Raw genomic sequence first — 26,347 nt, 5'->3', positions numbered from 1 at the left:
GGCATCGTGTTCCGGCAGCTCAGCGGGTGGAGGGCGGCTGCGGTGGTTCACCGCCGGTGCCGGTGCCGGTGCCACGCCAGGCGGCGTAGAGGCCGGAGACCGCGACGGCGATGGTCGCCAGCGACTCCGGCGCCACCCCGCGCAGAATGAGCACCGTTGCGGTACCCAGCACGGCGAGAAAGATGACGAGGTCCTGAACTCGGCTGGTGCGCTGCCTCATTGTGGTCTCCCGGTTTCCGGTCAGGGCAGTGGTGGAGAGGTTCTCAGGACACACTGGCTGTGCCCGAGGTGCTGCGGCAGGTGCAGCACTGCTGCCGGGGAACCGGCAGCACGCACTGGACACGGAAGCGAGGCGCGGACCATGGCCGGCGAACTGCAACCGGTTCACGACGGACTGCCCCCTGAGACGGCCGCCCTCGCGCAGGCGCTGCGCGACCTCTTCGCGGGCCTGAACCTCACGACCCGCCGCTACGCGGCCCGCCGTTCGTACGACTCCTCCACCGTCTCCCGATACCTCAGCGGGCAGCGCCTTCCGCGGTGGGAGTTCGTCCTGAACCTGCTGAACGACGTCTCCGAGGCGCGCGGTGCCACACCCACCGGAGAGGCCGTCGACATGCTGCGCACGCTGCATACCGCGGCCTGGCAGACGGGCAACAGCCCGGTCCACCGGGTCCACCTGCTCGAGCGGAAGCTCGCCGACGCGGACCGGGAGGCCCAGCGTGCGGCCGCCCGGGAACGCTGGCTGCAGGACACCCTCGAAGACCGCGAACAGCGCATTCGGGACCTTGGCCTGCGCTACCGCGAGCTTCAGGCCGGGGCAGCCGCGACGGAGGCCGTCGACGCCGACGGCGAGCCGGCGAACGAGCACGTCCGGCTGCGCGCGGAGATCCGCGACCTGAAGGATGAGCTGGCCCGCGTACGAGCCCTGCACCGCGAGGCGGAGGAGCGCTGCGAACGCCTCGAGCGGGAGCTCGTCGAAACCGAGAGGACCGCCGTGCTGAACGGCGCCCCTCTGCTGCCGGCCACACGGGAACACATCGACGGCGGCCTGGACGTTCGGGACACATCCGGTCGTCGCAGCTCCCCGACGTTCCACTTCGGGCATGTCAACGGAGGCGTCAACGTGGTCAGCGACAGCTGGCAGGTGGACGAAGAGTTCGTGTCCTCGATGACCGTATGGCTGCAGATCCCCGATCGAGACGTCCGTAACGGCCTGCTCGTCGACGCGGACACGGTGGTCACCTTCGACTGGCAGCCTCCGGCCCGGGACTCACCGGTGACGGTCGGCGTCGGTGAGAAGTCGGTCCGGGGCACGCTGGTGGAAGAGCTGCCGGTGGCCGGGCCCTCCGACACCACGGTGACCCTGATGGTTCTCCGTCTGAGCGAGCCGGTTCCCGTTCCCGATCGGCCCTTGACCTGCGACGCACGCGTCATGCCAGGCACCCGGCTCGTGGTGGGCGCGCGCACGAGCGCCGGGACCGGGTACTTCTCCTGCCTTCTCGAGCTCAAGGGGCGCTCGGGGATCTGGCTGCGCGTGTCGGGAGACACGATCGACGGGCTGGCCGGAGCGCCCGTCTTCTCCAGTGCCGGCTCGCTGGTCGGCATGATCGCATACCGATCCAGCGACACGAACGGATCACTGCTCCTGCCCGTCTCGGCGCTGCGCGAACTGACCACCCTTGACCTGGACATCTAGTGCTGTGACCGTGAACGTTCGCCGGGTTGCTCGTTGTGCTGGTTGGAAGTGATCGCTTCCAACCAGCGTGGGGAGGCGGGATGGCGCAACCGGTCCGGGTTCGCAGGCTGACCGAGCAGGAGGGGCAGAAACTGCAGCAGATCGTGCGGCGGGGCAGTACCAGCTCGGTTCGGTTCTGCCGGGCGATGATGCTGCTGGCCTCGGCCGGCGGCAGCACCGTCCCGGTCATTGCACGTCTGGTCCAGGCGGACGAGGACACCGTCCGCGACGTGATCCACAAGTTCAACGAGATCGGGCTCGCATGCCTGCACCCTCGCTGGGCGGGAGGCCGTCCCCGCCTGCTCAGTCCTGACGACGAGGACTTCGTCATCCAGACGGCCACGGCCCGCCCGACCCAGGTCGGCAAGCCCTTCACCCGCTGGTCCATCCGCAAGCTCGCCGATCACCTGCGGCGCGACATAGCCAGGCCCGTCCGGATCGGTCGGGAGGCACTGCGGTGCTTACTGGCCCGCCGAGGCATTACCTTCCAGCGCACGAAGACCTGGAAGGAGTCCCCGGACCCGGACTTCGACGCCAAGCTGGACCGAATCGAGTACGCGATCAACAAGCGACCCGACCGCACGTTCGCCTTCGACGAGTTCGGCCCGCTGGGCATCCGGCCGACAGCCGGGTCCTGCTGGGCCGAAGAAAATCGTCCCGACCGGCTGCCGGCCACCTACCGTCGCACCCACGGAATCACCTACTTCCACGGCTGCTACTCGGTCGGTGACGACCAGATGTGGGGATCAACCGGCGCCGCAAGGGCATCGACCACACCTGGGCAGCGATGAGATCGATCCGGGCAGCCCGCCCGGACGGCGCCCCGGTCTACGTGATCCTCGACAACCTTTCCGCCCACACGAACTGGCGGAAGCGGTGAGCGGCCAAGAACAAGGTCGAGTTGTGCTTCACCCCGACTTACGCCTCTTGGGCCAACCCCATCGAAGCCCACTTCGGACCGCTGCGACAGTTCGCCCTCGCCAACTCCCACCACCCCAACCACACCGCCCAGACCCGGGCCCTGCACGCCTACCTGCGCTGGCGCAACAAGAACGCCCGCCACCCCGAAGTTCTCGCAGCACAACGACGCGAACGCGCCCGCATCCGCAGTGAGAAAGGCATCCGCTGGGGCGGCAGACCGCTACGAACAGCAGCCTGACCACCCAGCCCAGCGCGCCAGACGGTCCCAGCACTAGCCTCTCCTGTCATGAGTGATTCGGAGCAGCATCTTCTTGCCTGGCTACAGGACTGGTACGCGAAGCAGTGCGACGGCGACTGGGAGCACGAGTGGGGCGTGAAGATCGCCACGCTCGACAACCCCGGCTGGACCGTCGAAATCGATCTAGAGGAGACGGACCTCGAGGGACGCGAGTACCCCCGCAAGGACGTCAATCGCAACGCCCAGGATTGGGTCTGGGCCTGGACCGCTGAGAAGACTTTCCACGCCGCGTGCGGCCCCGGGAACCTTAGCGAGGCTCTTGCGATCTTCCGTACATGGGCGACCACCAGCGCTCTCTGATGCTACAGAGCCAGATACAGGGACCCGGTGAACCTTTGCGGTCAGAGCACTAGGGGGCGTCCTCGAGGAACGCCTCGCGTCCGGCCGAGCCTGGCGTCAGATCGCGATCGGTAGTTCCTCGATCCAGCAGTCGAGTGATGTCGCGGCGATCACGGCTCGAGCCTCCTCGGCGTCCGCCCTGGTGAGGAAGACGCCCGCTCCGGTGACGTCGGGTCCCTCGGGGCGGATGATCCGCGTCATGACGACGTGGACGTGGCGGTGGCGCTCTCGTCGGATCGTGGCGTTCTCTTCGGCACACAGTGCGTCGACGAGTTCCTGGGCCGAGGCGATGTCGAGGCCGGCGTCGACACCGGGGAGAGGCCGGCTGGGCCAGACGATCGGCCTGGTGGGGTGGAAGTTGTGGAAGAAGCTCTGCTGCGTGCGGCCGAGGACCCCTTCGGTCCAGCCGACGGCCATGGCGACCACGTAGTCGGACTCACCCTGGCTCTCCAGAATGAAGACGCGGTCGTCCCGGCCGAAGGGCACGCTGGCGTGGTCGGCCTCGACCTGCGCGCTCTCGGCCGCGGTCGCGCATCTGATCGCCAAGCCACGGTAGTAGGCACGGATCTTCACCACGGCGGCGGGTTTGAACAGCAGGTCGATCGTCGTCCCGGGCTCGCCGGGTGTGTCGGGCTCGCCGACGCTCCGCATCAGGAGCTGGCCGTGGCTCGCCGTGTAGGCCAAGAGGTGGAACCTGCGCCGGCTGCGAAAGAGCTCCTTGCCGGGGATGAGCTGGCGATCGCGGTTGAGCCAGGTGCTGTCCGTCATGGGCTCACGATCTCCGTCCCGCTCACGCCGGTCAATGTGATTGTTCAGCCGAGCGAGCTCAGAGAACGGCACCGGCCGGCGTCAGTTCTTCTTGAGCTCCTCGGCGAGCATCACGAGGATGCCGCTGGGCCCGCGGAGGTACGTGAGCTTGTAGACGTCCTCATAGGTCGCCACGCCGCGAAGCGGGCGGCATCCGTGCTGTGCGGCTGCCTCAAGGGCTTTGTCGAGGTCGTCGACCGAGAAGGCCACGCGGTGCATGCCGATCTCGTTGGGGCGAGTGGGCTCCGACTCGATCGCTTCGGGGTGGATGTACTCGAAGAGCTCAAGGCGGCCCTGTCCGTCCGGCGTCTGGAGCATCGCGATCCTGGCGTGATTTCCGTCGAGGCCGACTGCGGTGTCGGTCCACTCACCGCTGACCGTGTCACGGCCGATGACCGTGAGGCCGAGGTCGGTGAAGAAGGAGATCGCTGCTTCGAGGTCGCGAACGGCGATGCCGACGTTCTCAAGTTTGATGCCCATGCGTCGCATGCTACCGAGCCGGGCCTCGCGGACCGTCTCGACCTGCAGTAACGCAACCGCTGTGCATGCTCGTTGGTCAGCGGCTCACTGGTCGACGGCGGTGCCCAGCGGCAGCAGGGCGGGCCGCTTCGCGGTGCGGCCGTCGCCGGAGGAGCGGCCGCGCAGGCGGCGGCCCAGCCAGGGGCCGAGGAACCCGGCCGCCCAGCGCAGTTCGGCCGCCACGGACGACGCGCCTTCGCCGGCCGCCCGGGGCGGCAGTGGCCGCGTCCAGGTGTCGTCGCTGCCCGGCAGGCCGACGGCGTGGGCGAGAGCGGCGGCGATCCGTTCGTGGCCGACGGAGCTCGCGTGCAGCCGGTCGTCGGTCCACATCCGCGGGTCGGTCACGGCGGCAGGGCGTGCCGTCTCGGCGACCATGACCCCGTGGCGGGCGGCCGCCGCGCGGATGCGGTCGTTAAGGTCCGCGATGCGGGGCGAGACCGGCCGGGCGAGCGGTACGAGCTGCCCGAGGTCCGGGAAGGTCACGGTCGCCACCCGGGCCCCGGCGGCCGTGAGCGCCGTGAACATCTCCTCCAGGTGCGCGGCGACCTCCGCGGCGTCGAACCGGGGCCGCAGGATGTCGTTGACCCCGGCGACGACGGTGGCCAGGTCGGGCCGCATGGCCAGGGCGGGGCCCAGCTGTTCGGCGCGGACCTGCCCGGCGAGACGTCCCCGTACGGCCAGGTTGGCGTACTGGAGACCGGGGTTGACGGCGGCGAGGTGTTCGGCGAACCGGTCGGCGAAGCCGCGCAGGCCCACGGTGTCGTCCCCGTCACCGAGACCTTCGGTCTGACTGTCGCCCAGGGCTACGTAGCGCAGGTACTCACCGTTCGGCACGGGTCAGCCTCTCCCTCAGGATCGCCGCGCTCCGGCGGCACCAGTCGCGGTGTCCCTGTTCGAAGGCGAGGCCGCGCAGGCCCGTCAGGTACCCGCCGATCCGCTCGCCGTGGAGCAGGAACTGGTTCTCGTCCATGTCGCCGCGCATCTTGCGCAGCACCTTGCCGAGGAGCTCGATCTTTGCGTCGGAGGCGACCGCCCGTGCTTCGAGCTGTTCGATCACCGGCTCGATGCCGATCCGGTCGGCGGTCTGGACCTTGACGAGGAGGTCGTCACGGATGACCGAGGACTTCAGCGGGGCCGCGGCGAACTCCTCCAGCTCGGTGCGGCCGGCCTCGGTGACACGGAAGAGGCGTTTGTTGGGCCGCGTCTCCTGGACCACCTCGCGGCCCTCGACCAGTCCCGCCCTCTCCAGCTTGGCGAGCTCCGCGTACAGCTGCTGGGGCAGGGCGTGCCAGAAGTTCGCGACGCCGATGTCGAAGGACTTCGCCAGCTCGTAGCCGCTGTACTCGCCGTCCAGCAGTGCCGCCAGTACGGCATGTCGCAAGGTCATCGCAGCCGCCCCTTCCCCTTCCTCGTCAACCCCTGCATCATACTCATGAAAGTGACTAGTCAGATTCATGAGTATCGATAGCAGTACGAGTACGAGGAGGATTCATGGAGACTGCCGAACGCTTCCGCGCCGCCGTGGAGAAGCGGGATCTTGCCGCACTGGAGGATCTGTTCACCGAGGACGTGCGGCTCTACAGCCCGGTGAAGTTCACCCCCTTCGAGGGCCGCCCCATGGTGCTCGGGCTCTTCGGGGTCCTGCTGCGCGTCTTCGAGGACTTCCGCTACGTAGGCCGCTTCGAGGGATCCGCCGAGACCAGCGTGGACGGCACGGATGCCCCGGCGGAGGTCCTGCTCTTCCGGGCCACGGTGGACGGCCGGGAGATCCACGGCATCGACCTGCTGCATTTCGACGAGGCGGGCCGGATCAAGGAGTTCACCGTGATGGTCCGCCCGCACTCCGCCGTGCAGACCCTGGGCCAGGCGGTTCTCGCCGGCCTGGTCGCCGACGGCCTCGCGTAGACGGCCCCGCACAGACGGGTTCCTCCGCCTGCCGCCACCACCCCCGGGCGGGCCGAGGGGGTGGTGGCGGAGTCGTTCACGAGCGCTTCCGCGACCGCAGGGACCGAACCGGCCCGCCGGATGTGACAACCGGGAGTGCTCGACCCGGCGCGGACGGCGCGGACGGGGCGGCGACCGGACGGCACGGGCCATGGAGAATCGCCGCATGCGGATTCTGATCGTCACTGCCGGTTCGCGAGGAGACGTGGCGCCGTTCACGGGCCTGGGGCGGCGGCTCCAGGACGCCGGCCATCAAGTCGCCGTGGCCGCACACCCGTTGCTGGCGGCGCTCGTCAGCGGGTGCGGGCTCGCCCACCGGCCCTTGCCGGGCGACCCGCAGGAGCTGATCCTCGCGTGGTCCCGCGCGGCGTCGCGGGCGGAGGCCCGGGCGCTGACCAGGGCGTACGTGGACGGACTCGCCGACGGCGTGGTCACCGCCGTGGAGGCCGGATGCGACCTGGTGCTCACCGCCGCCGGCCCGGCACCCCTCAGCCGGACGGCCGGCGAGGCGTTCGGCGTACCCGTCATCGGCACCTATCTCGTACCGGCCTTCGCCACACGGCAGTTCCCGCTCCCCGGTGCGCCGGGCGTCGACGATCTGGGGCCGGAGGGCAACCTCGCCGCTGGCCACACTGTGGCGACGCGCGCGGAAGGCCTCTTCGCCGACGCCGTGACCCGGCTGCGTACCCGCCTCGGGCTGCCTTCCGGCGCGCCGTCGGCAACGGGGGACATCCGGCCGGTCCTCCACGGCTTCAGCCCGGCGGTGGTACCGCGCCCTGCGGACTGGCCCTCCCAGGTCGAGGTGGCGGGCTACTGGTGGCCCGCCCGGCCCGACGGCTGGCGCCCCGCACCCGAACTGGTCGACTTCCTCGAAGCCGGCCCGGCCCCGGTCTACATCGGCTTCGGCAGCATGGCACCGGGCCAGGGGGAACGGCTCAGCGAACTGGTGGCCGCAGCAGTGGGGCGGGCGCGAGTGCGCGCGGTGGTGCAGGCGGGGTGGGCCGGACTGAGCGGCGGTGGCGACGACGTCCTGTCCGTCGGCGACGTCCCGCACGACTGGCTGTTCCCCCGCACGGCCGCCGTCGTCCACCACGCGGGGGCCGGTACCACCGCGGCCGGACTGCGCGCCGGAGTACCCGCCCTGCCGGTACCCGTCATGTACGACCAGCCGTTCTGGGCATCCCGGCTGCACCGTCTGGGAGTTGCCCCCTCGGCGCTGCCGTTCGAGGACCTCACCGCCGAAGTCCTGGGGGATGCGATCACGGCCTGCGTGACCGAGCCCGCCCACCGCCGCCGAGCGGCGGAACTCGCCCGGACCATCGCCGCCGAGGACGGCGCCGCCGCGGTTCTCGCCCAGATCGGCGCGAGGCCCGTGAGATGAACCCGAGAACCGGGCCGAGGCGGCTGGTCAGCAGACCACGCACGGGGCCGGTTGCGGGCGGAGACCCGGCCGCCGCAAGCGCTGCAAGAGCCGCGAGCGCCGCAAGTGCGGCGGCCAGAGCGTGCCGGGCAGCTGTCCCTAGCCGGAGGTCGGGCGCAGGACGAGGGAGACGAATCCGAAGCTGTCCCGGTAGGTGTGCAGCCATTCCTTGCGCCGGGCGGTGGCCGTCTCGAGTGCCTCGGCGCTGTCCGGATCGGCAGGGTGGTCGAGAGCCCATGAGGCCAGCGAACCCCAGAGGGTCCACTCGTAGTCGTCCAGCTCATGGCGCGTGCTCACATGTGCGTGCACCGGAGCCCAGCCGTCGGCGACGATCCGGTCCACGGCCGTCGCGAGGTCGTCCATCTCGCCGAAGATCTCGACGGCCTCCGGGGACGGCGTGCGGTCCCAGAACCCGTCACCGATCAGCACGCGGCCACCTGGAGCCAGGTGCTCCCGGGCCGCCGCGAGGGTCGGGAGCAGACCGCCGAAGGCGTGGGTCGCCCCGACACTGACCACCAGGTCGAACGGCCGGTCGGAGACGAAGTCCTCCGCCTTCCCGTGGTGGAGCACGAGCCGCTCCCGGAGGCCGAGCAGGCCCGCCGACCGGCCGGCCTGCTCGATGGCCTCGTCCGAGGTGTCGACACCCTCGGCGTGCAGCCCCGGATGCGCGGCCAGGGCGCGCAGCAGCCATTCCGCGGTGCCGCACCCCAGGTCGAGCACCCGCTCATCGCCGCGCGGAACGCCATGGGCGAGCAGCCGGCGTACCGATTCGTCGTCGAGCGGGGCCTTTATCGGGTGGTCCGTGTGAGCGATGCCGGATATCTTTTCGCGGTTCATCCGGGCAGCCTTTCAACAGCCGAGGCCGCCCGCACCCCATTTTGGATCATCTGCCCGGCACGCTTTCAGCGACCGTCAGGCCTCCGCTCCCACGCCTGCGCGAACATCTCGTGCAGGGGAGCCGTCGGCAGCACCCGGCCGAAGGGGGAGCGGACCGAGTTGCTCCACAGCGGGCGCACCAGGTGACTCGCCAGCTTGGCCGTCTCCAGCGGCAGATTCGGGGCCTTCAGTTCGGTCCATTCCCCGGGCAGGAACACGGTCCGGCCCGCCCTTGCCCGTTTGGCCTCCACGACCGCGCCGGTGGCGAGGAGTTCCGCGCGGACCTCCTTGTGCCGCTTGGCCGACCAGCCGTTCCACCGCCGTACGTTCCGGTCGGTGGGGGAGGCCAGGGCCGCCACCTGGAGGTACAGCGCCGCCGCGTCCGCGCCGACGCCGAGTTCTGCCGCCGCCCGCGCGACCAGCTCCGGGCAGGACTGCCGCGGATCCGCCTCGTACGCACCGGCCGGCACCGCTCCGGACCGGGTCCGGAGCATCATCCGTTCCAGCCCGCCACCGGCCAGCAGTGGTTCCACCCGGTCCAACTCCTCGGCGAGGTCCGTGACCTCGCGGACCCGCTGCCAGACGTCGGGATCCGCGACCGCCGAGGGCCGCACGAACGAGGCGCCGCCGGGCGCGCACACCACCAGCGGCCCACAGTCGTACGCGGTCACCGGGACCGGACCGTCCTCCTTGCGGCTGTCCATCGCCACCGGCAGCAGCCCGGGCCCGAACCGTTCGGCGATCCGCGCCGAGGTGTCCTGCACCCGCCCGCCGGGCAGCGCCAGCAGCAGCTCCGGACGCGCCAGCTCGGCCCGCAGCCGCTCGTACACGTCCGGCGCGCCCGCCACCGCGGGATCCCCGACGGGCCGGTCCGTCCAGGCCCACACCAGCGCGCTCGCGATCCCCTGGAGATCGAGGCCCACCGGTGTGCGGTAAGGCAGTTCGGGCCCGGCCGGGGGCACGGGCCGGACCTCCACCCCGATGCCGTACGGGGTCGCCGCCAGCTCCCAGCCGGCCGCCTCCACGGTCGGATCGGCGGCCGCCCCGTAGCCGGCCGCCAGCCGCCGGGCCCAGACCTCCCCGAGCCCCAGATCGGCCTCCAGGGCGTCCGCCGCCTCGTCGTGCACCGCGGGCAGCGCACCGAGCAGCTCCCGCCACACCCCGGCCATCCGCTCCACGGCCGCCTCGACCCCGCCGGGCCGCCACAGTTCGGCCGGGTCCTCGGGGAGGGCTGCGGCCAGTACGGCCCGCTGCCCGGCGCCTCCGAGCCGCGCGCGCAGTTCCCCGTACGCCTCCGCGGTCATCGCCGTCGCGCCGTACGGGGCCTTGCGCGCCAGGTCGAGGTCCTCGTCGTGCCGGGGCCGTCCGACCAGGCCGGCCACCACGAGCCGGGCAACGGCCCGCCGGACACCGGTCAGTTCCGCGAAGCGCGCGGCCGCCGACTCCGGCACCGGGACCGGCCCGTGCGTCTCGACCGCCGTCACCAGGGTCCGGAGCCGGGCGGCGTCGTCCCGTTCCACCCGGACCGGACGCGCCTGGCCGAGGGCCGCCGGTACGGGGTCACCGTCCGGGTCCCCGGCGGCCGGCACCACGAACCAGCACTCCGAACTCCCGGCCCGCACCGCTGCGGACGCCACGGCGGTCCCGCCCGCCCGCAGCCCGTCCAGGGCCGCGGAGTCGGACGTCCGGCCCACCCACCACCGGCTGCCCGTGCGGGCGAACGGCTGGTCCGCCCACGCGTCGAGGAGCGCGAGCAGAGCCGCCCGGTCCGCGTCCGGGGTCGGTGCCACCGCCGCCCGCCACGCCACGGCGTCGACCGAGCCCAGCAGCTGCGACCAGTCCCGCGGCGGCGCAGGCGGCGAAAACCGCCGCACCTCCTCCACGATCGTCCCGGCCAGGCAGGCACCGTCCGCGGCCAGCGCGCCGAGCGTCGCCGGCAGGGCCACGTCCTTGGTCCGCCGACGCGTGTCGCCCCCGTCGTCCGCGACCAGCCCGAACAGCGCGGGCAGCAGCTCGGTGTCCCGCGCGGACCGGCGCAGCAGGACCGACGGGGCCGCGGCGATCAGCGACACGCGCCGGTGCAGGGTCCGCCGCCGCTCCTCCACCCGGGCCGCCCGTCCGGCGACCGCCACGACGGCCTCGACCAGTACCGGGTCGGTGACCTCCGGCAACTCCCGGGCCACGGCGGTGCGCAGCGCCTCCTCACCGTCGAGGGCGGCCGAGAGCAGCGCGTCCGCCGACTGCCGTCCCACGCCCCGCAGTGCCCGGGACCCGGCCGCGTCACGCGTGCGCAGCAGGTACCAGAAGGCGGGCGGCAGAGCCACGCCCCCCGAAACGGTCGCCTTCCGGGCCGGCCGCACCCGCGGGTGCTTGGGGGAGTGGTGCCCTTCCAGCTCCCACAACAGGACACCGTCGGCGGCGTACGCGCGCACGCCCGTCGGGGTCTGCGCCTCGGCCAGGATCACGTCCTCCACGGCGCCCTCCGGCGCGGCCATGAGCCCCCACGGCTCCTGGCCCTGCCGGTCGATGTCGAAACGGGCCGTTCGCCCGTCCACGCTCTCCACCAGGTAGTGGTCGGGCGCGTGGTCGCGGTGCCGGGTGCGGAACAGCACCCGGGTCCCGACCAGCCCGTCCCGGCAGCCCAGCGGGGAGTCGGACAGCCCGGCGGGCAGCGGCGCCAGCTGCAGTGCCTCCGAGGCCAGGCTCATCCCCGCCTCGGACGGATCCGCGCCCGCACCGGCGCCCGAATCCGCGCCCGCATCGGCGCCCGGGGCGCGGCCGGGGAAGTCCGGCAGCGCCATGGCTCCCTGCGGCTCCCCGGTGACCGGGTCGACCACCTCCCACGGCTTCCGCCCGTAGATCTGGTTGATCCAGATCCGCGAGCCGTCGCCGAGCAGCAGTTCCTTGCTGTCGATGCCCTCGGTGTCGCCCGGGCGCAGCACGCGCAGGCCGCTGTGGCGCCCGCTTCCGTCGGCCGTCTCGAACTGGAAGCCGTACGCCCCGTCCAGGCTGCCGCCGAACGGCACCAGACCACCCACCTCCGGCGGCGCGAACGGCTCCTCGGGACGGTCGGCCCAGACGGCGGTGTCGCAGTAGTACGGGTTCGGCTTGAGGGTCCAGCTCACCAGGAAGGAGCCGCCCACGTAGTGCACGGCGAACAGGGTCGCGTCCTCGGGCACGGTGAACCGGCAGGAGCCCCGTTCCCCGTCGGGGGCGACGGCGACGGCCCGGTCGCGCCCGAACACCGTCAGCACCGGCCAGGTGCAGGTCACTCCGGCCACGCCCGGCAGCGGAGGGCGCACCGCGACCGGCGCCGCATCCGCCCCGTCGGCACCGTCGGCACCGTCGGCCCCGTCGGCCGCGGACCCGGCGGGCCCTGTGGGCTCGGCGCTCTCGGCGCTCTCCGCGAACCCCGCGTACACCGACTCCAGGGCCGGCCAGGCCAGTTCCTCCGGCAGACCGGCCGCCAGCGAACGCCGCAGCGCGCCCGCCGCGCCCGCCCCGGCGAGGGCGTCGACGATCCCGCCGAGGGCCTTCACCGTCGGCCTGTCCAGCAGCGTCTCCAGCTCGGCCAGGGCCTCCTCGGCCCCCGCCATGCCGCCGCCCCCCACCGCGCCGACCAGCTTGCCGACCCGCCCGGCCACCTCCTGGGCGATGCCCTCGTTGCCCGGCAGCAGCGTCACCGCGGACCCGGCGCGACGCCCGCGCGCGTTCCAGTGGTCGGGGAGCAGACCGGCATGGACCGTCCCCTCCAGCCGGGGGCCGAACACCGGGTCCGCGGCCAGCGCGACGAGGTCCCGCCGGGACCGCTCGCCCCAGAAGCGCATCCGGACCTCCGCGCCCGGATCGACCACCGCGGCCCCGGACGCCAGGCAGGCGTCGAGCACGTCCGCGTCGAAGCCCTGGTAGTGGTACCGGGTGGTGTGCACCGCCACCGGCGTGCCCGCCGTCCGCAGCCGCGGCCCCAGCCGGCCGATCAGGTCGAGGAATTCCCCCGGCAACGGCTGCCGGGAAACCCCGCCGCCGGACTGCAGGGCGTACTGGTACATGCGGACGAAGTGCCCGACCCAGTGCGGCAGCCCGCCCTCCGGCACCAGCCGCCCGGCCTCCATCGCCTCCGTGGCGCCGCAGCCGATCAGCAGCCGCAGCCAGGCCCCGCCGTCGGTGACCCCGGCCGGAAAGACCTCCACCAGCCCGGCCAGGACGGCATCCGCCGGCGGATGGGCCGTCAGGACGGGCTCCGCGGCGGTCAGCAGCGCCTCCGGCACCGACTTGCCGCGGGTGACCGACAGGAGTGCGCCACCATCCGCGCGGCCTCGGCGTCCCCGTGCCCGGCCGCCTTGGCGGAAGCCCGTACCCGGCGCACCAGGTCCGCCGGCAGATCCGCCTTCGAGCCCGCCCACGCGGTCAGGAACGCCTCCAGGGCGGTGTGCGCCGCCGCCGGATCCAGTGTGCCGGCGAGGAAACGCTGATGCGCCCCGAACTCCTTGGCCGGCATGGCCCCGCCCGCCGCGAACAGCAGCGCGTTGGCCCGGCGGTAGGCGGGATCCACCGGCAGCCCGTGCTCCGCCTCGGCCGCGCGTGCCGCCGCGTAGGCCCGCCCGCCCGGCCGGCTCCCGTAACCGATCAGCCGATGGCCCACCGTGTCCCAGAACCACGGCAGGTGCGCGGGCGGCAGCCGTCGCGCCCGCGCCGTCATCGTGTCGACGAACCTGCCGGGCTTGCCCTGGGACCGGCCGAGCTCCGTGCGCATCTCGTCGTTCAGGCCGCGCGCGGCCTGGGCCGCGCCCGGGTCGTGGGCGGCGACCCAGTCGGCGTACGTCGTCGATGCGTGCGGACGGGATGCGGGCACCAGGGCAGCGAGCGAGACGATCATGCTTCGCATCGTCGCACGGCCCACCGACACCTCCCGGCCCGGCCGGCGACCCCGGGCCCAGGGCGCCGGGTCACGGCCTCCCGCCCTTCCTCTAGAGTGCTTCCGTCCCGTACACGTGACTGTGACCCGGCCGGGCGGCGCGTGCCGACCCGCGCACGGGCCCGATCGAGGAGCAACCGTGACCGACCTGGCGTCCATATCCCTGCAGCAGGAGATCGCCCGCGATCTCCAGGTGAGCGCGTCCTTCGACGTACGGCAGGAGATCGAGCGCCGAGTGGCCTTCCTCGCCGAGCGGCTGACCTCCACGGGCCTGCGTGCCCTGGTCCTCGGCATCAGCGGCGGTGTGGACTCCACGACCGCGGGCCGGCTGTGCCAGCTCGCCGTCGAGCGCGTACGCGCCGCCGGGCACGACGCGACGTTCTTCGCGATGCGCCTGCCGTACGGGACCCAGGCAGACGAGAAGGACGCACAGCTGGCGCTGGAGTTCATCCGGGCCGACCGGGTCCTGACCGTGGACGTGAAGGCCGCGAGCGACGCCGCCCTGGACGCGGCGCTGGCCGGCGGCACGGCCTTCCGCGACGCGCACCACCAGGACTTCGTGCACGGCAACATCAAGGCCCGGCAGCGCATGATCGCCCAGTACACGGTGGCGGGCGCGCACGACGGCCTGGTCGTCGGCACCGACCACGCCGCCGAGGCCGTCTCCGGCTTCTTCACCAAGTTCGGCGACGGCGCCGCCGACGTCGTCCCGCTCACCGGCCTCACCAAGCGCCGGGTGCGCGCCCTCGCGCAGGAGCTGGGCGCGCCCGCCGGGCTGGTGCACAAGACCCCGACCGCGGACCTGGAGACGCTCGACCCGGGCAAGCCCGACGAGGACGCGCTCGGCGTCTCGTACGACGACATCGACGACCTGCTGGAGGGCAAGCCCGTCGAGGGGGCCGCCTTCGCGGCGATCGTCGGCCGCTACCGCCTCACCGAGCACAAGCGACAGCTGCCGATCGCCCCCTGAGCCCTCGCGCACGGCTCCCGCATTGAGCCGAACGGCTCAATGCGGGAGCCGGTGACGAGCCCGCACCGGGGCTCGTGCCTATCGTGGGAGTGAGCCCATGACCGGGCGGTGGCGCGCGAACAGGTGGACGTGGACGGATCCGGGATCGACTATCAAGCGGTCTTCCGAGCCCTGCCGGGCGCGGTCGCGCTGCTCACCCCTGATCTGGTGTACATGGACGTCAACGAGTCGTTCCTCTCGACCTCCGGCCGCACCCGTGAGCAGCTCATCGGCCGGTACCTGTTCGACGTCTTCCCCGACAACCCCACCGACGACGGGGCCAGCGGGATGCGCAATCTGCGCGCCTCCCTGGAACGGGTCGCGGCCACCGGGGAGCGCGACAGCATGGCCGTCCAGCGCTACGACGTGGAATACCCGCACGGGTCCGGGGTGTGGCACGAGCGCTACTGGAGCCCCGTCAACGTCCCCGTCCTCGCCCCCGACGGCACCGTGGCGCTGCTGCTGCACCGCGTGGAGGAGGTCACCGAACTCATCCGGGCCCGTTCCTCCCGCGGCAAGGACCACGCCCAGGTGCTGGAAGCCGAGATCTACACCCGCGCCCGGGAGCTCCAGGAGGTCAACGAGCGCCTGCGCCGTTCCCACGCCCACGAGCGCGACGTGGCCGTCCACCTCCAGGAGTCCCTGCTGCCCGCGCCGACCCCCCTCGGCCACCACCAGGCCGCCGTGCGCTACCGGCCCGCCACAGCGGCCCTGAACGTGTGCGGCGACTGGTACGACCTCGTCGACCAGCCCGGCCGCACCGCGGTCGCCGTCGGCGACGTGGTCGGCCACGGTCTGCACGCGGCCGGCGTCATGGGCCAGCTCCGCAGCGCCCTGTCGGCGGCCTCCCGGGTCGCCGAGGGCCCGGGCCAGGCCCTGGAGGTCCTCGGCCTGTACGCCCGCTCCGTCGACGGCGCGGAGTCCACCACCGCCGTGTCCGTCTTCATCGACTGGCACAGCAGCACCCTCACCTACAGCAGCGCCGGCCACCCGCCGCCCCTGCTCTGCCACCCCGACGGCACCGTCGTCCTCCTCGACCGGGCCACCGACCCCCCGCTCGGCGCCCGGCCCGAGCACACCCGCCGTCCCGAGGACCGGCTGGTCTTCACCGAGGGCTCCACCCTCGTCCTCTACACCGACGGGCTCATCGAACGCCGCCGCGAGGACATCGACGTCGGCCTGGGCCGGCTCGCCGACGCCCTCGTACGACACCGCACCGCCACCCCCGACGACCTGGCCGACGCCCTGCTGGCCGAGCTCATCCCCGCGGTGGGCATGACCGACGACACGGCGCTGGTCATCCTCCGCCTGTGACGGATCCCGCCGGGTATTCGAAGGCGTCCCAGGCCCCCGGCTGCGTAGGCTCACCCCATGCCGAGACCAGAACTCCAGCGCGTCCGTGCCTTCCTTTCGGACTTCGCCCGCCGCCAGGCCGAGCGCACCACGGCCCTTCCCGGAGGGTTCGCCGTCTACGACGACACGTTCGCGCAGTCCCATTCGAACAACCAGGTCGTCATCGATGCGGCCGTCGATCCCGAGGCGCTGCCGGGCATCGCGGAGGAGGCCCTCGGGCACCTGCAGCACCGGCTGGTCTCCGTACTCGACGACGAGGCCGGCACGGCGTGCGCGGAGCCGATGGTCCGGGCCGGATACACCCACTCCGCCTATCTGGTCATGCTGCACACGGGCCCGGTGCCGGACGGCGGACCGGCGCAGGAGGTGGACCTCGACGCGCTGCGCGCTCCGCTGACCCGGCGCTGGCGGGGCTTCCTCCCGGACGCCGACGACGAGGTCCTGCGCCAGCTCGTCGACCGGCGCGAGGCCCGCCGGCGCGGCGCGGACGTCGTTCGGTTCATCGGTGCCCGTACGGAGGCGGGGGAGGTCGCCTCCTGGGCCGATCTCTACGTGGACCGGGCCACGCGCACGGCCCAGATCGAGGACCTGATCACCTCGGAGGCCCACCTCGGCCGCGGCCACGCCGACGCCGTCCTGGCCCGCGCCCTGAGCCTGGCCGCCGCCCACGACTGCGACTTCCGATTCCTGACCGCCGATGCCCTGGACTGGCCGCGCCACTGGTACGAGCGCCGCGGCTTCGCCGTCATCGGCCACACGCACTGCTTCGAACGCGGGTGACCCTCCCGGAGGAGGTGGCGGGACTCCGACGAAGGGGTCCGGAAGAGCCGGAGGAATGGGCGAAGGAGACGGCCTAGGGGATCGCGTTGCTCACGCCGTCGACGATCATCATCCACATCGGCTGGGCGCCCGTGCCGAAGGCCGAGGCCAGGGCGTATCCGATCGCGGCGTCGGCCGGCCGGATCTCGCCGTCCTCCCGCCACTCCGCCAGGACCGTCTCGTCACCGTCTGATGAGAAGTCGCCCAGGTGCCGGCCGTCGCGGGTCAGCCGGCTGCCGGGGATGGAGTCCGGGACGAAGCGGTAGGCCGCCCCGTCGTACTCCACGTCCACGCGGTACGAGTGCCTGCTGAACCGGCCCTTCGCGGGGAGCAGCCCGACTTCCACGCCGTCGACCCGCATCGTGAGGTGCGCCGGGTCGCGGGTGCCGATGGCGATGTGCGGATCGGTCTCCGCCGCCGGATCCCGCTCCAGGGTCACGCGGGGGATCGCCTCGCCGTCGACCTCGATGCGGTCCTGGCCGTCCTGGCGGACGGTGACCGCGCCGAAGTGCGTGTCCTCGATGGGGGCTCGCTCTTTCTCGTTCACAGGTATGAGTCGCTTCGCTGTTGTATGGGGTGTGCGGTGAACTGTCCCTAGCCACAAGGGACTTTCCGCAAGGAATTACCGCACCACCCTACCGGCGACGATCATGCTGTCGGGCGTGCGGACTCACTCGCGCTTCCACACCTTGGCGACGGCCTCCAGGTAGTCGTCCTGGCCGTCCTCGATGTTGGTGACCTCCAGGACGAGCAGCAGATCGGAGGAGACACGGGCACAGATGACGTCGGCGATGCCCCATTCGGTGTGCTCGGCCAGGGTTCCGTAGCCGGAGGTGCGCTCGTCCGCGAGGCAGTCGCTGTTCCCTTCGAAATCCCCGGACTTGAGCAGCAGGATGTCCTTCCCGCCGAGGTCCCAGTTCGTGTGCAGGTCGACGTCGAAACCGTCGCCCGCCTTGCCCTCCCTGAAGTCGGTGGCGTCGATGCCGTACCCGGTGGGCAGCTGGATCTCCGCCTCGTCCGACAGGGACCAGCCGTCGAAGGGATCGCTGCTCTCCGGCGCCGGATCCGTCGGGGTGCCGCCGTTGTCGTCCTGGGAGACGGAGGTCCGGTCCGGGTCCTTCCCGTTCTGCCCGGCCGTGTACGCCAGGACGCCGATCGCCGCGGCCACCACCACGGCCGCGGCGGCGATGAAGGGTGCCGTACGGATCCGGGCGCGGGCTCCCCGCCGGCGCGTTCCGTACACGGGCAGGGCGGCCGGCGGCACCGCCACGGCGGCTGGATCCACCCGCGTCGGCGCGTATCGCGGAGGCGCGGCGGCCGTCATCGAGGGGTCGGAGTCCGCCTCCAGCGCCGACGAGGCGCGCGCGAGGAGGCTGTGCGCGACGGGGGCCGGCAGCCAGCCGGAACCGACGGGGCGGCCGTCACCCGCCTCGTTCCCCTGGCCCGCCCGGTGCGACCCGTCCGCCCGGTCCCTCCCGACCGCGCCGTCTGTCCCGCCTGCCCGGTGCTCCGAGTCCGGGTCGTCCGCGTCGACCGAGAGCACCGCGAACAGGGTCTCCAGGGACGGCCGTGCGGCCGGATCCTTGGCGAGGCAGCGCGTGACGAGGTCCAGCGCGACCCCGGAGAGTGCCTCCAGGCGTGGCTCGGAGTGAACGACCCGGTAGAGCAGTGCCGGGGTGGCACCGGTCCCGAAGGGGCTCTCGCCGCTGAGGGTGAAGGCCAGCACCGCCCCGAAGGAGAACACGTCGGAGGCGGGGCCGACCACGCCGCCGGAGGCCTGCTCCGGTGACATGAAGCCGGGGGAACCGACGGTCATTCCGGTCCGGGTCAGGGCGCTGGCCTCGGTGGCCCGCGAGATGCCGAAGTCGATCACCCGGGGCCCGTCGGGGCCCAGGAGGACGTTGGACGGTTTCAGGTCACGGTGCACCAGCCCGGCCGCGTGCACGGCCGCGAGCGCCGCCGCCAGCCCGCGGGCCAGGGCGAGCGCCGATGCCTCGGGGAATGGGCCGTGTTCGGCCACCGCCTCGGCGAGCGACATCCCGGGTACGAACACCGTGCTCAGCCACGGAGTCGGGTCGTCCACGCCCGCGGCGAGCACCTGGGCCGTGAACCTCCCGTCCACGGCCCGCGCGGCGGCGACCTCACGGGCGAACCGGCGCCTGAACTCCGGATCCCGCGCCAGCTCCGGGTGCACCACCTTGACGGCCACGCTGCGGCCGCCGGGCGTCCGGGCCAGATAGACCCGGCCCATGCCTCCGCTGCCGAGCCGTGCGACGAGGTGGTAGGGCCCGACCCGTACGGGGTCACCCGGTATCAATGCGTCCACTTGACCCCCCGCATCGCGCCTGGTCCGGCCGAATTCTAGTGGCTGGAACCATGGTCATGCAGGCGTTTGCGGGTCGCCGCCCGGGCGCGGGTCCTCCCCGCCGCCCGGGTCGACGCAGCGGCTCAGCGGCTGGTCAGGTACCCGCCCATGGTGGTGAAGTAGTCGGTGGCGGGCATTTCTTCGCCGCCCTCGGTGCGCACCCGGGTGATGGCGAGGCCGTGGTTGCGTCCGGTACGGGCATCGGATCCGGCCACGATGACGACGCCTTCGCCCTCGCGGTAGAAGATGCGGCCGGGGGTGCCGCCGTAGCGGCCCTCGGAGACGACCGCGGCCAGAACCTCCAGCCGCTTGCCGCGGTGGAACGTGAACGCGGCCGGGTAGGGGGCGGACTGGGCGCGTACGAGGCGCGAGAGGTCCTCCGCCGGCCAGTTCCAGTCGATGCGGATGTCCTCGGCGGACCGCTTGTGGAAGAAGCTCGCCTGCGATCGGTCCTGGCGGGTGAACTCGGTCTCGCCCGCGGCGATCCGGCCCAGCGCGCCGACCGTGACCGGTGCGATCAGGTCGACGGTCTTGTGGAACAGGTCGGTGGCGGTGTCGGCCGGGCCGACCGGTACGGCGCGCTGGACGACGATGTCGCCCGCGTCGAGCTCGTCGTTCATCAGATGCGCGGTGACGCCGACTTCGGGCTCGTTGTTGATCAGCGCCCAGATCAGCGGCGAGAAGCCGGCGTACTTCGGCAGGAGCGAGTCGTGCACGTTGAGGGTGCCGTGGTGGGGCAGGTCGAAGATGCGCGGGGGAATCCAGGTGCGCCAGTTGTTCGCCACGATGATGTCCGGTTCCGCCTCCTTGAGGCGGGTGAACAGCTCTTCGTCGTCGGGCCGATTGCGGATGAGCACGGGAACACCGTGTTCGTCGGCGAGATCGGCGACCGAGTCGCTCCAGATCTTCTCGTAGGCATGCTCGCTCTTGGGGTGCGTCACGACCAGAACGACATCGTGTTCGGACTCCAGCAGAGCCTGCAGGGTGCGGTGTCCCCACGTCTGATAGCCGAACATGACGACCCGCATGGGGTTCCTCCTTGGAGCGGCGACAGATTTCAGAATGAGTAAAGCAAGCCTTACCTAAGTCCGCAACATCGCCTTTTTTGAAGGCAGTTCAGCTCGAAATCGACGATGACTCGATCTGATTTGCCCATCGACAGCTCCATGGCATCAGGTTAGCCTTCCCTAAGTTCCCCTCGGGCGCCGCTCCTTCGGCGTGCCCCGCCCCCGGTTCCCCCACGCACGGCAATCGGCTGCCCCCCGCACGATTGGGAGTGACATGTCACAGGATCTGTCCGATGATGCGCCACTGATCCACGACCTCATCGGCATCGGCTTCGGCCCCTCGAACGTGGCCATGGCGATCGCGCTCAGCGAGCACAACGCCGGAGTCGGACCGCAGGAGGCGGTCACCGCCCACTTCTTCGAGCAGCAGCCACGCTTCGGCTGGCACCGCGGCATGCTCATCGACGACGCCACGATGCAGGTGTCCTTCCTCAAGGACCTGGTGACACTGCGCAATCCGGCCAGCGAGTACAGCTTCCTCTGCTACCTCCAGAGCCGCGGCCGCCTGATCGACTTCGTCAACCACAAGAGCCTCTTCCCGCTCCGCGTGGAGTTCCACGACTACTTCGAGTGGGCCGCGGCCAAGGTCGACGACATGGTGTCCTACGGGTCCGAGGTCGTCGCCGTACGTCCCGTCCTGCGCGACGGAGCCATCGAGTACCTGGACGTCACCGCCCGCTCCGGCTCGGAGCTCGTCGTCCACCGGGCGCGCAATCTGGTGATCGGCACCGGCCTGCGCCCGCAGATGCCGGACGGCGTGGACCGCACCGAGCGGGTCTGGCACACCTCGGAACTCCTGACGCGCGTGGCGGCGCTGGGGAACGCGGACCCGTCCCGCTTCGTCGTCGTCGGCGCGGGCCAGAGCGCCGCCGAGAACGTGGCCTTCCTGCACCGCACCTTCCCCGGGGCCGAGGTCTGCGCCGTCTTCTCCCGCTACGGCTACAGCCCCGCCGACGACAGCGGGTTCGCCAACCGCATCTTCGACCCCTCGGCGGTCGACGAGTACTTCACCGCCCCCGAATCGGTCAAGCGCAAGCTGATCGAGTACCACGCCAACACCAACTACTCGGTGGTGGACATCGATCTGATCGACGACCTCTACCGGCAGGAGTACCAGGAGAAGGTCCTCGGCACCGAGCGGCTGCGCTTCCTGAAGGTCTCGCGGCTCGCGGACGTCTGCGAAGGCCCCGACAGCGTGCGCGTCACCGTCGAGTCGCTGGTCACGGGGGAGAAGGAGGTCCTGGAGGCCGACGTGCTGGTCTACGCGACAGGCTACCGCTCGGCGGACGGCCTCGGCCTGCTCGGGGACGTCGAGAAGTTGTGCCGGCGCGACGACCTCGGCCGCGTCCGCGTGGCCCGCGACTACCGTGTCGAGAGCGAACCCGAACTGCGCTGCGGCGTCTACCTCCAGGGAGGAACCGAGCACACGCACGGCATCACGTCCTCCCTCCTGTCGAACACCGCCGTCAGGGTCGGCGAGATCCTCCGGTCCATCGTCACCCACGGCCGCGTACCGGTACCGGCCTCCCACACGGCGCCCACCCCCTGAGGAACAGCACCCATGCTCTGCACCAGGCTGACGAACGCCACCTTCCTCACCATGGACCCCGGCCACCCCGTCGCCCACGACCTGGGCATCTGGCGCGGCCGGATCGTCGGCCTGGACGAGGCGGTCACCGCACTGCCCGCCCGCGAGGTCGTCGACCTGCAGGGCGCCACCGTGCTGCCGGGCTTCATCGACTCCCACGTGCACCTGGCCTGGACCGGCCTCAAGGCGGCCACCCCGAGCGTGGCGCCCTGCACACGCGTGGAGGACGTGCTCGCCGTCGTCGCCGAGGCCGTCACCCGCACGCCGCGGGGAGCATGGGTGGACATCGGCGGCTACGACCAGCGCGCCCTCGGCCGCCACCTCACCGCCGCCGAGCTGGACAAGGTCAGCGACGGCCGCAAGGTGTTCATGCTGCACGACTCCGGACACGGCTGCGTCGTCAACGGAGCCGTCCTGGAGCTGCTCCCCGGCGAACTCGCCCACGGTGAGGGCTTCCTCGCCGAAAGCGCCATGACCACCGCCCGCCGGCTGCGCCTGCCGTACTCGCAGGAGGAGATCGCCGACGCCATCGAACGCGCCGGCCGCGCCTGCCTCGCCGAAGGCGTCACCGCCTGCGCCGAGGCGGGCATCGGCGGCGGACTGCTCGGCCACAGCCCGGTCGAACTCGGCGCCTACCAGCTCCTGCGCGACCAGGGCCGGCTCCCGCTGCGGGTCCAGCTCATGGCGGCCGCCGACACCCTGCGGCCCGTGGCCGCGCACGCGTCCGACGGGATCCCCCGCGCCCTCGACCTCGGCCTGCGCACCGGGTTCGGCGACGACTGGCTCTCCCTCGGCGCGCTCAAGGTCTACACCGACGGCGGCATGATGGCCCGTACCGCCGCACTCACCCGCCCCTACGAAGGGAGCGACCGAGCAGGCGAGTTCCAGGACACCCCCGAGCGGATCGCCGGCATCATCGTCGACGGCCACCTCGCCGGCTGGCAGCTCGCCGTCCACGCCATCGGGGACCGAGCCGCCGACCTGGCCCTCGACGCACTGGAGCGGGCCCAGCGGGAAAGACCGCGCCCGACGGCCCGGCACCGGATCGAACACGCCGGCCTGATCCGGCCCGACCAGCTCGCGCGCTTCGCCCGACTCGGGGTGAGCGCGGTGGTCCAGCCGAACTTCCTGCGCTCCTTCGGCGACGACTACGCGGCCGTCATGGGCCCGGACCGGGCCCCTTGGCTATACCGGGGCCGGGGCTTCCTGGACCACGGCGTCACCCTGGTGGGCAGCTCCGACCGGCCCGTCACCGACGGATCACCGCTACGGGCCGTCCAGTTCATGGTCGAACGGGCCTCCGCGTCCGGCGCCCTGATCGGCCCCGACGAGGGCATCACCGTGGAGGAGGCCCTGTACGCCTACACCGTCGCCGGTGCCTATGCCTGCCACTGGGACGGCAGTGCGGGCGCCCTGGCCCCGGGCCGCCGCGCTGACCTGGCCGTGCTGGGCGACGACCCGCGCCGGGTCGAACCCTCGCGGATCGGAGCGATCGAGGTCGTCGCCGCGTACGTCGACGGCAGGGCTTAGGGGAGGGGGCCGGGCGATCGAGGTCGGGGGCGAGGGTGGTCGGGCCAGGGCAGTCCGGCCCGACCACCCGGACCGGTCAGCGCCGCCCGCGCAGGCGGTTCAGGAGCCGCCCGGCCTGGGTGCGCCTGCGCGGGTCGGCGGCGGCCCGCCGGACCGACGCGACGGCCCGCTGCCCCTGGGGGCTGCGCGCGAACTGCTTGATACGGGTCAACAACGTCGACATGGCGCCTCCTTGGTGTTCTCACCGGCTCGTGTACCCCGAGGCGCGCCAGGCATGTACACGCAGCTGCCGGCCCTGGACCAGGCGACGTCAGGCGGGTTGCGGGGTGAGTCTCTTGTGGCCCTTGCGGTCGTAGTAGGCGGTCATGGCGAAACCGAAGACCAGGGCCAGCACGGTGCCGACCGCGATCATGATCCAGGAGCGGGTGAGCCCTGCGTCGCCGCGGGCGTCGAAGTAGAGGATCGCGCGCACGCCGTCGCTGAGCTGACGCATCGGTTCGAAGTGGGAGAGGAAGCGGTAGAAGCCGGGGACAGCCTGCAGCGGGACCGTCGCACCCGACGACGGCAGACCCAGCACGATGAACACGAACATCGACACGAGCTGGCCGATCCCGCCGAACGCGGCGTTGATGGCCTGTACGCCCAGGCCGACGGCGAGGGCGGCGCAGTAGGAATACACCCACAGGAGGGGCAGGTGGGTCGCGTCCATCCCCAGAACGGCGACGCAGGCCAGCATCACCAGGGAGGTGCTGAGGAGAGTGATGCCCGCGGTCATCACCATCTTCAGGAGCAGTGTCTGCGTACGGTTGATCGGCACCGTCGGGCGGCGGGTGTGCCAGGGGCCGATCTCGTTGTCGGCGTATCCGAGGGCGGTGTCGACACCGTTGCTGATGACGTTGCCGCCCATGAATCCGGCCAGGACCAGCAGCAGGGTGTAGTAGAAGGCCGTCAGACCGAGACCGCTGTGCGTGCCGATCGGGTGGCCGACCTGCGTGACGACCTCGACGGGGTCGGCGAGCAGCAGTTTCGCGGTGGGGCTCGCCTGGGCGCCGGCGGCCGCCGTGAGCTGCTCGCCCACGGCCCGGGACGCGCGGTGGGCGGCCTGCGTCGTGATCTGGCCGGCCAGCGAGGACCCGAGGCTCCCCTTGCCGGGGTTGGTGAGCACGGTGATGGTCGGGAGCTTCGTGGCCGCGGAGGTGGGGAGCGCGGTGACGGAGTCCGTGAAGCCGGCCGGGACCACCAGCGCGCCGTAGATCTGGCCTGAGTCGAGCTGGTCCTGCGCCTGGACGAGGGTCAGTTCGCGCCAGTCCGCCTTGCCGCCCGCGGGGTCGGCGGCGATGGCGGCGGTGATCTGCGTACCCAGGTTCTGCTGCTGGCCCTGCGGCGGCTCGCCCTTGTCGTCGTTGACCAGGGCGATGGGCAGGTCGTGCAGGTCGGCGTTGGGGTTGACGATGCCGCCCATGTAGAGGAGGGACAGCAGCAGGGCGAGCAGCCCCGTGAGGATCGTGGGGACCAACCACAGCTGGGGGCGGCGCACCAGGGCCATGGCGGTGACTTCGGGGGCGACGGTGGGGGACATCGGTCTCCGTAGCTTCCCGGCGGGCCGGGATCGAAGGACGGTGGAAGCGGCCGGGCCGCACGGGATCCCCAGGATGGTCCCCGCACCCCGGCGGGCCGCCGCACCCCTCGCACGCGGGCCGCGAACCCGCGTACGGGACCACCGGAACAGCCCACGGCCGAAGGCCGTAAATCATTTCGCGACTGCTCGCGACTGCTCGCGACTGCTCGCCACTGCTCGCCACTGCTGGGCACGGTCGTGCAGGACCGCCCACTGCGGGGAGCCCTGAGGTCCGTGCACGGCCGTCGCGGCAGTTCCTGCACCGAGGGTGGGATTCGTCCATGGCCTGCAACAAGGACAACCCCTGCCCCGCGGCCGAAGGTTCGACAACCCCGACCCGATCGTCCCCGGTCAAGAGCTCACCCTCTCCATGGGCCACAGCCCGGCACCGCCGCTCCTGCGCCTTCGCCCGCGTAGGGCGGTCAGACGGCGGACACCGCCCAGCAGGTGCAGGACGCCGACGAAGCCCTGGCCCGGCCGCCGCACCTCCATACCCACCGGCAGCGCTGCCGCCACCGAGCAGGCCCTGCGCTCAGTCCAGCACCCCACCGGCTCCGACCTCCTCGACGCCACCCCGCGCACCCTGGCCCTCAACCTTGCCGCAGCCGGTCGCGAACTACCCGTGGTCACCGCCGTGGTGCTCCCCGATCGCCAGATCGACGGGGCAGAGGCGCCGTGCTCGCGCGACCGGCAGGCGCTCCCCGCAGCCCGCGCCGACCGATCCGATCCGGCCGCACGGGGATCACCGTCGTCCAGGATGGCGTTGGCGTACCGCGCGCGTGACGGTTCCGAGCCCGGCCGCCAGGGATGCTCGCCCTGCACCTGCTCCAGTCCGCCCTGGTGCACGTCGACACCCTGCTGTTGCAGCAGGTCCTCGCCGAACCGGCCTGGGCGAAGAAGCTGTCCGACGTGGACCGGCGAGGACTGACTGCGCTGTTCTGGTCGCACATCAACCCGTACGGCACCTTCCGCCTCGACATGGACAAGCGGCTCGACCTGCTGCCTGCCCTGGTGCCCGGGCCGCGCCGCGCGGCGGATGACGGCGTTCACGCAGCAGGCTCGGCATCCGGCCGCTGAACCGGAGCAACACCGCCGCCCGCGTCGTGACCACCCGCACCCTTCCATGGACGTAATCCAGGCGGGAACATCTGGTGACGGTGGACGGGGGTGGCAGACCGTGGGGCGTAGACGGGGTGCGTGGGTCGGGTCGGTGGTAACGGGAGG

23 protein-coding genes and 1 pseudogene are annotated in these 26,347 nt (G+C 72.1%); 11 read left to right on the top strand and 13 right to left on the bottom strand.

Annotated elements, in window-relative coordinates; translation table 11 throughout:
* Positions 1 to 19: 19 nt before the first annotated feature.
* On the bottom strand, positions 20 to 220 hold the full coding sequence (locus tag OG753_RS03200) for a hypothetical protein (protein ID WP_327260551.1): 201 nt from the start codon (positions 218 to 220) through the stop codon (positions 20 to 22).
* 141 nt (positions 221 to 361) lie between these two features.
* Between OG753_RS03200 and OG753_RS03195 the strand changes: the two genes are divergently transcribed.
* From OG753_RS03195 to OG753_RS03185, 3 genes and pseudogenes are all read left to right on the top strand, one after another.
* Positions 362 to 1,696 carry a hypothetical protein gene (locus OG753_RS03195; protein ID WP_405787027.1) on the top strand — a complete coding sequence of 445 codons (1,335 nt, stop codon included), beginning with the start codon at positions 362 to 364 and terminating at the stop codon, positions 1,694 to 1,696.
* Positions 1,697 to 1,776: 80 nt separating this feature from the next.
* Positions 1,777 to 2,894, top strand: a pseudogene (locus OG753_RS03190) (IS630 family transposase).
* 48 nt (positions 2,895 to 2,942) lie between these two features.
* Positions 2,943 to 3,254 carry an immunity 53 family protein gene (locus OG753_RS03185; RefSeq protein ID WP_405787025.1) on the top strand — a complete coding sequence of 104 codons (312 nt, stop codon included), beginning with the start codon at positions 2,943 to 2,945 and terminating at the stop codon, positions 3,252 to 3,254.
* A 96-nt stretch (positions 3,255 to 3,350) separates the two neighbouring features.
* Here OG753_RS03185 and OG753_RS03180 read toward each other — a convergent pair whose 3' ends face one another.
* The 4 genes from OG753_RS03180 to OG753_RS03165 form a co-directional block, all read right to left on the bottom strand.
* Complete coding sequence (locus OG753_RS03180; protein WP_405787024.1) at positions 3,351 to 4,061, bottom strand: hypothetical protein; 711 nt, start codon at positions 4,059 to 4,061, stop codon at positions 3,351 to 3,353.
* An 81-nt stretch (positions 4,062 to 4,142) separates the two neighbouring features.
* Complete coding sequence (locus tag OG753_RS03175; protein WP_327260548.1) at positions 4,143 to 4,580, bottom strand: VOC family protein; 438 nt, start codon at positions 4,578 to 4,580, stop codon at positions 4,143 to 4,145.
* Positions 4,581 to 4,664: 84 nt separating this feature from the next.
* Positions 4,665 to 5,453 (bottom strand): SGNH/GDSL hydrolase family protein, encoded by a 789-nt coding sequence (locus OG753_RS03170; protein ID WP_383199240.1) that lies wholly within the window; start codon positions 5,451 to 5,453, stop codon positions 4,665 to 4,667.
* Positions 5,440 to 6,006 carry a PadR family transcriptional regulator gene (locus tag OG753_RS03165; protein ID WP_405787022.1) on the bottom strand — a complete coding sequence of 189 codons (567 nt, stop codon included), beginning with the start codon at positions 6,004 to 6,006 and terminating at the stop codon, positions 5,440 to 5,442. Before OG753_RS03165 ends, OG753_RS03170 begins: the two co-directional genes overlap by 14 nt.
* 104 nt (positions 6,007 to 6,110) lie before the next feature.
* On the opposite strand from OG753_RS03165, the gene OG753_RS03160 reads away from it, so the two are divergent.
* The gene (locus tag OG753_RS03160; protein WP_327260545.1) at positions 6,111 to 6,524 is read left to right on the top strand and encodes a nuclear transport factor 2 family protein; all 414 of its coding nucleotides are present in this window, start codon (positions 6,111 to 6,113) and stop codon (positions 6,522 to 6,524) included.
* Between the two features lie 205 nt (positions 6,525 to 6,729).
* A complete protein-coding gene (locus OG753_RS03155; protein WP_405787020.1) occupies positions 6,730 to 7,944 on the top strand; it encodes a glycosyltransferase in 1,215 nt (404 codons plus the stop codon).
* A gap of 138 nt (positions 7,945 to 8,082) precedes the next feature.
* Here OG753_RS03155 and OG753_RS03150 read toward each other — a convergent pair whose 3' ends face one another.
* The 3 genes from OG753_RS03150 to OG753_RS03140 form a co-directional block, all read right to left on the bottom strand.
* Positions 8,083 to 8,820 (bottom strand): class I SAM-dependent methyltransferase, encoded by a 738-nt coding sequence (locus OG753_RS03150; protein ID WP_327260543.1) that lies wholly within the window; start codon positions 8,818 to 8,820, stop codon positions 8,083 to 8,085.
* A 65-nt stretch (positions 8,821 to 8,885) separates the two neighbouring features.
* Positions 8,886 to 13,127, bottom strand: a complete 4,242-nt coding sequence (locus OG753_RS03145) for a hypothetical protein (RefSeq protein WP_405787018.1) — start codon at positions 13,125 to 13,127, stop codon at positions 8,886 to 8,888.
* Positions 13,109 to 13,735 carry a hypothetical protein gene (locus OG753_RS03140; protein WP_405787016.1) on the bottom strand — a complete coding sequence of 209 codons (627 nt, stop codon included), beginning with the start codon at positions 13,733 to 13,735 and terminating at the stop codon, positions 13,109 to 13,111. Before OG753_RS03140 ends, OG753_RS03145 begins: the two co-directional genes overlap by 19 nt.
* Positions 13,736 to 13,913: 178 nt before the next feature.
* On the opposite strand from OG753_RS03140, the gene nadE reads away from it, so the two are divergent.
* The 3 genes from nadE to OG753_RS03125 all read left to right on the top strand — a co-directional run bounded on the left by nadE (position 13,914) and on the right by OG753_RS03125 (position 16,916).
* Entirely contained in the window at positions 13,914 to 14,744 is an 831-nt protein-coding gene (gene nadE, locus OG753_RS03135; RefSeq protein ID WP_405787014.1) for an ammonia-dependent NAD(+) synthetase, read from the top strand.
* A 108-nt stretch (positions 14,745 to 14,852) separates the two neighbouring features.
* Positions 14,853 to 16,097, top strand: a complete 1,245-nt coding sequence (locus tag OG753_RS03130; protein ID WP_405787012.1) for a PP2C family protein-serine/threonine phosphatase — start codon at positions 14,853 to 14,855, stop codon at positions 16,095 to 16,097.
* A 57-nt stretch (positions 16,098 to 16,154) separates the two neighbouring features.
* On the top strand, positions 16,155 to 16,916 hold the full coding sequence (locus tag OG753_RS03125) for a GNAT family N-acetyltransferase (RefSeq protein WP_327260540.1): 762 nt from the start codon (positions 16,155 to 16,157) through the stop codon (positions 16,914 to 16,916).
* Positions 16,917 to 16,989: 73 nt separating this feature from the next.
* On the opposite strand, the gene OG753_RS03120 is transcribed toward OG753_RS03125, so the two are convergent.
* From OG753_RS03120 to OG753_RS03110, 3 genes are all read right to left on the bottom strand, one after another.
* Positions 16,990 to 17,502: a hypothetical protein gene (locus tag OG753_RS03120; RefSeq protein WP_327260539.1), complete on the bottom strand. Its 513-nt coding sequence runs from the start codon at positions 17,500 to 17,502 to the stop codon at positions 16,990 to 16,992.
* A 123-nt stretch (positions 17,503 to 17,625) separates the two neighbouring features.
* Positions 17,626 to 19,281 (bottom strand): serine/threonine protein kinase, encoded by a 1,656-nt coding sequence (locus OG753_RS03115; protein WP_405787011.1) that lies wholly within the window; start codon positions 19,279 to 19,281, stop codon positions 17,626 to 17,628.
* Between the two features lie 122 nt (positions 19,282 to 19,403).
* Complete coding sequence (locus OG753_RS03110) at positions 19,404 to 20,348, bottom strand: methionyl-tRNA formyltransferase (protein WP_405787010.1); 945 nt, start codon at positions 20,346 to 20,348, stop codon at positions 19,404 to 19,406.
* Between the two features lie 253 nt (positions 20,349 to 20,601).
* On the opposite strand from OG753_RS03110, the gene OG753_RS03105 reads away from it, so the two are divergent.
* Together OG753_RS03105 and OG753_RS03100 are read left to right on the top strand one after the other, a co-directional pair.
* Complete coding sequence (locus OG753_RS03105; RefSeq protein WP_405787009.1) at positions 20,602 to 21,936, top strand: lysine N(6)-hydroxylase/L-ornithine N(5)-oxygenase family protein; 1,335 nt, start codon at positions 20,602 to 20,604, stop codon at positions 21,934 to 21,936.
* 12 nt (positions 21,937 to 21,948) lie between these two features.
* Positions 21,949 to 23,505: an amidohydrolase gene (locus tag OG753_RS03100; protein ID WP_405787007.1), complete on the top strand. Its 1,557-nt coding sequence runs from the start codon at positions 21,949 to 21,951 to the stop codon at positions 23,503 to 23,505.
* 76 nt (positions 23,506 to 23,581) lie between these two features.
* On the opposite strand, the gene OG753_RS03095 is transcribed toward OG753_RS03100, so the two are convergent.
* On the bottom strand, positions 23,582 to 23,728 hold the full coding sequence (locus OG753_RS03095; protein ID WP_327260534.1) for a hypothetical protein: 147 nt from the start codon (positions 23,726 to 23,728) through the stop codon (positions 23,582 to 23,584).
* A gap of 87 nt (positions 23,729 to 23,815) precedes the next feature.
* Positions 23,816 to 25,084 carry a YhgE/Pip domain-containing protein gene (locus OG753_RS03090; RefSeq protein WP_405787005.1) on the bottom strand — a complete coding sequence of 423 codons (1,269 nt, stop codon included), beginning with the start codon at positions 25,082 to 25,084 and terminating at the stop codon, positions 23,816 to 23,818.
* Positions 25,085 to 25,930: 846 nt separating this feature from the next.
* On the opposite strand from OG753_RS03090, the gene OG753_RS03085 reads away from it, so the two are divergent.
* The gene (locus tag OG753_RS03085; RefSeq protein WP_405787003.1) at positions 25,931 to 26,200 is read left to right on the top strand and encodes a Tn3 family transposase; all 270 of its coding nucleotides are present in this window, start codon (positions 25,931 to 25,933) and stop codon (positions 26,198 to 26,200) included.
* Positions 26,201 to 26,347: the final 147 nt, after the last annotated feature.

The organism is Streptomyces sp. NBC_00029, assembly GCF_045160505.1.
In the GTDB taxonomy this organism is placed as follows: Bacteria; Actinomycetota; Actinomycetes; order Streptomycetales; family Streptomycetaceae; genus Streptomyces.
The sequence above is the reverse complement of the archived record's forward strand: the minus strand, read 5'-3'. Positions and strand labels throughout refer to the sequence as shown.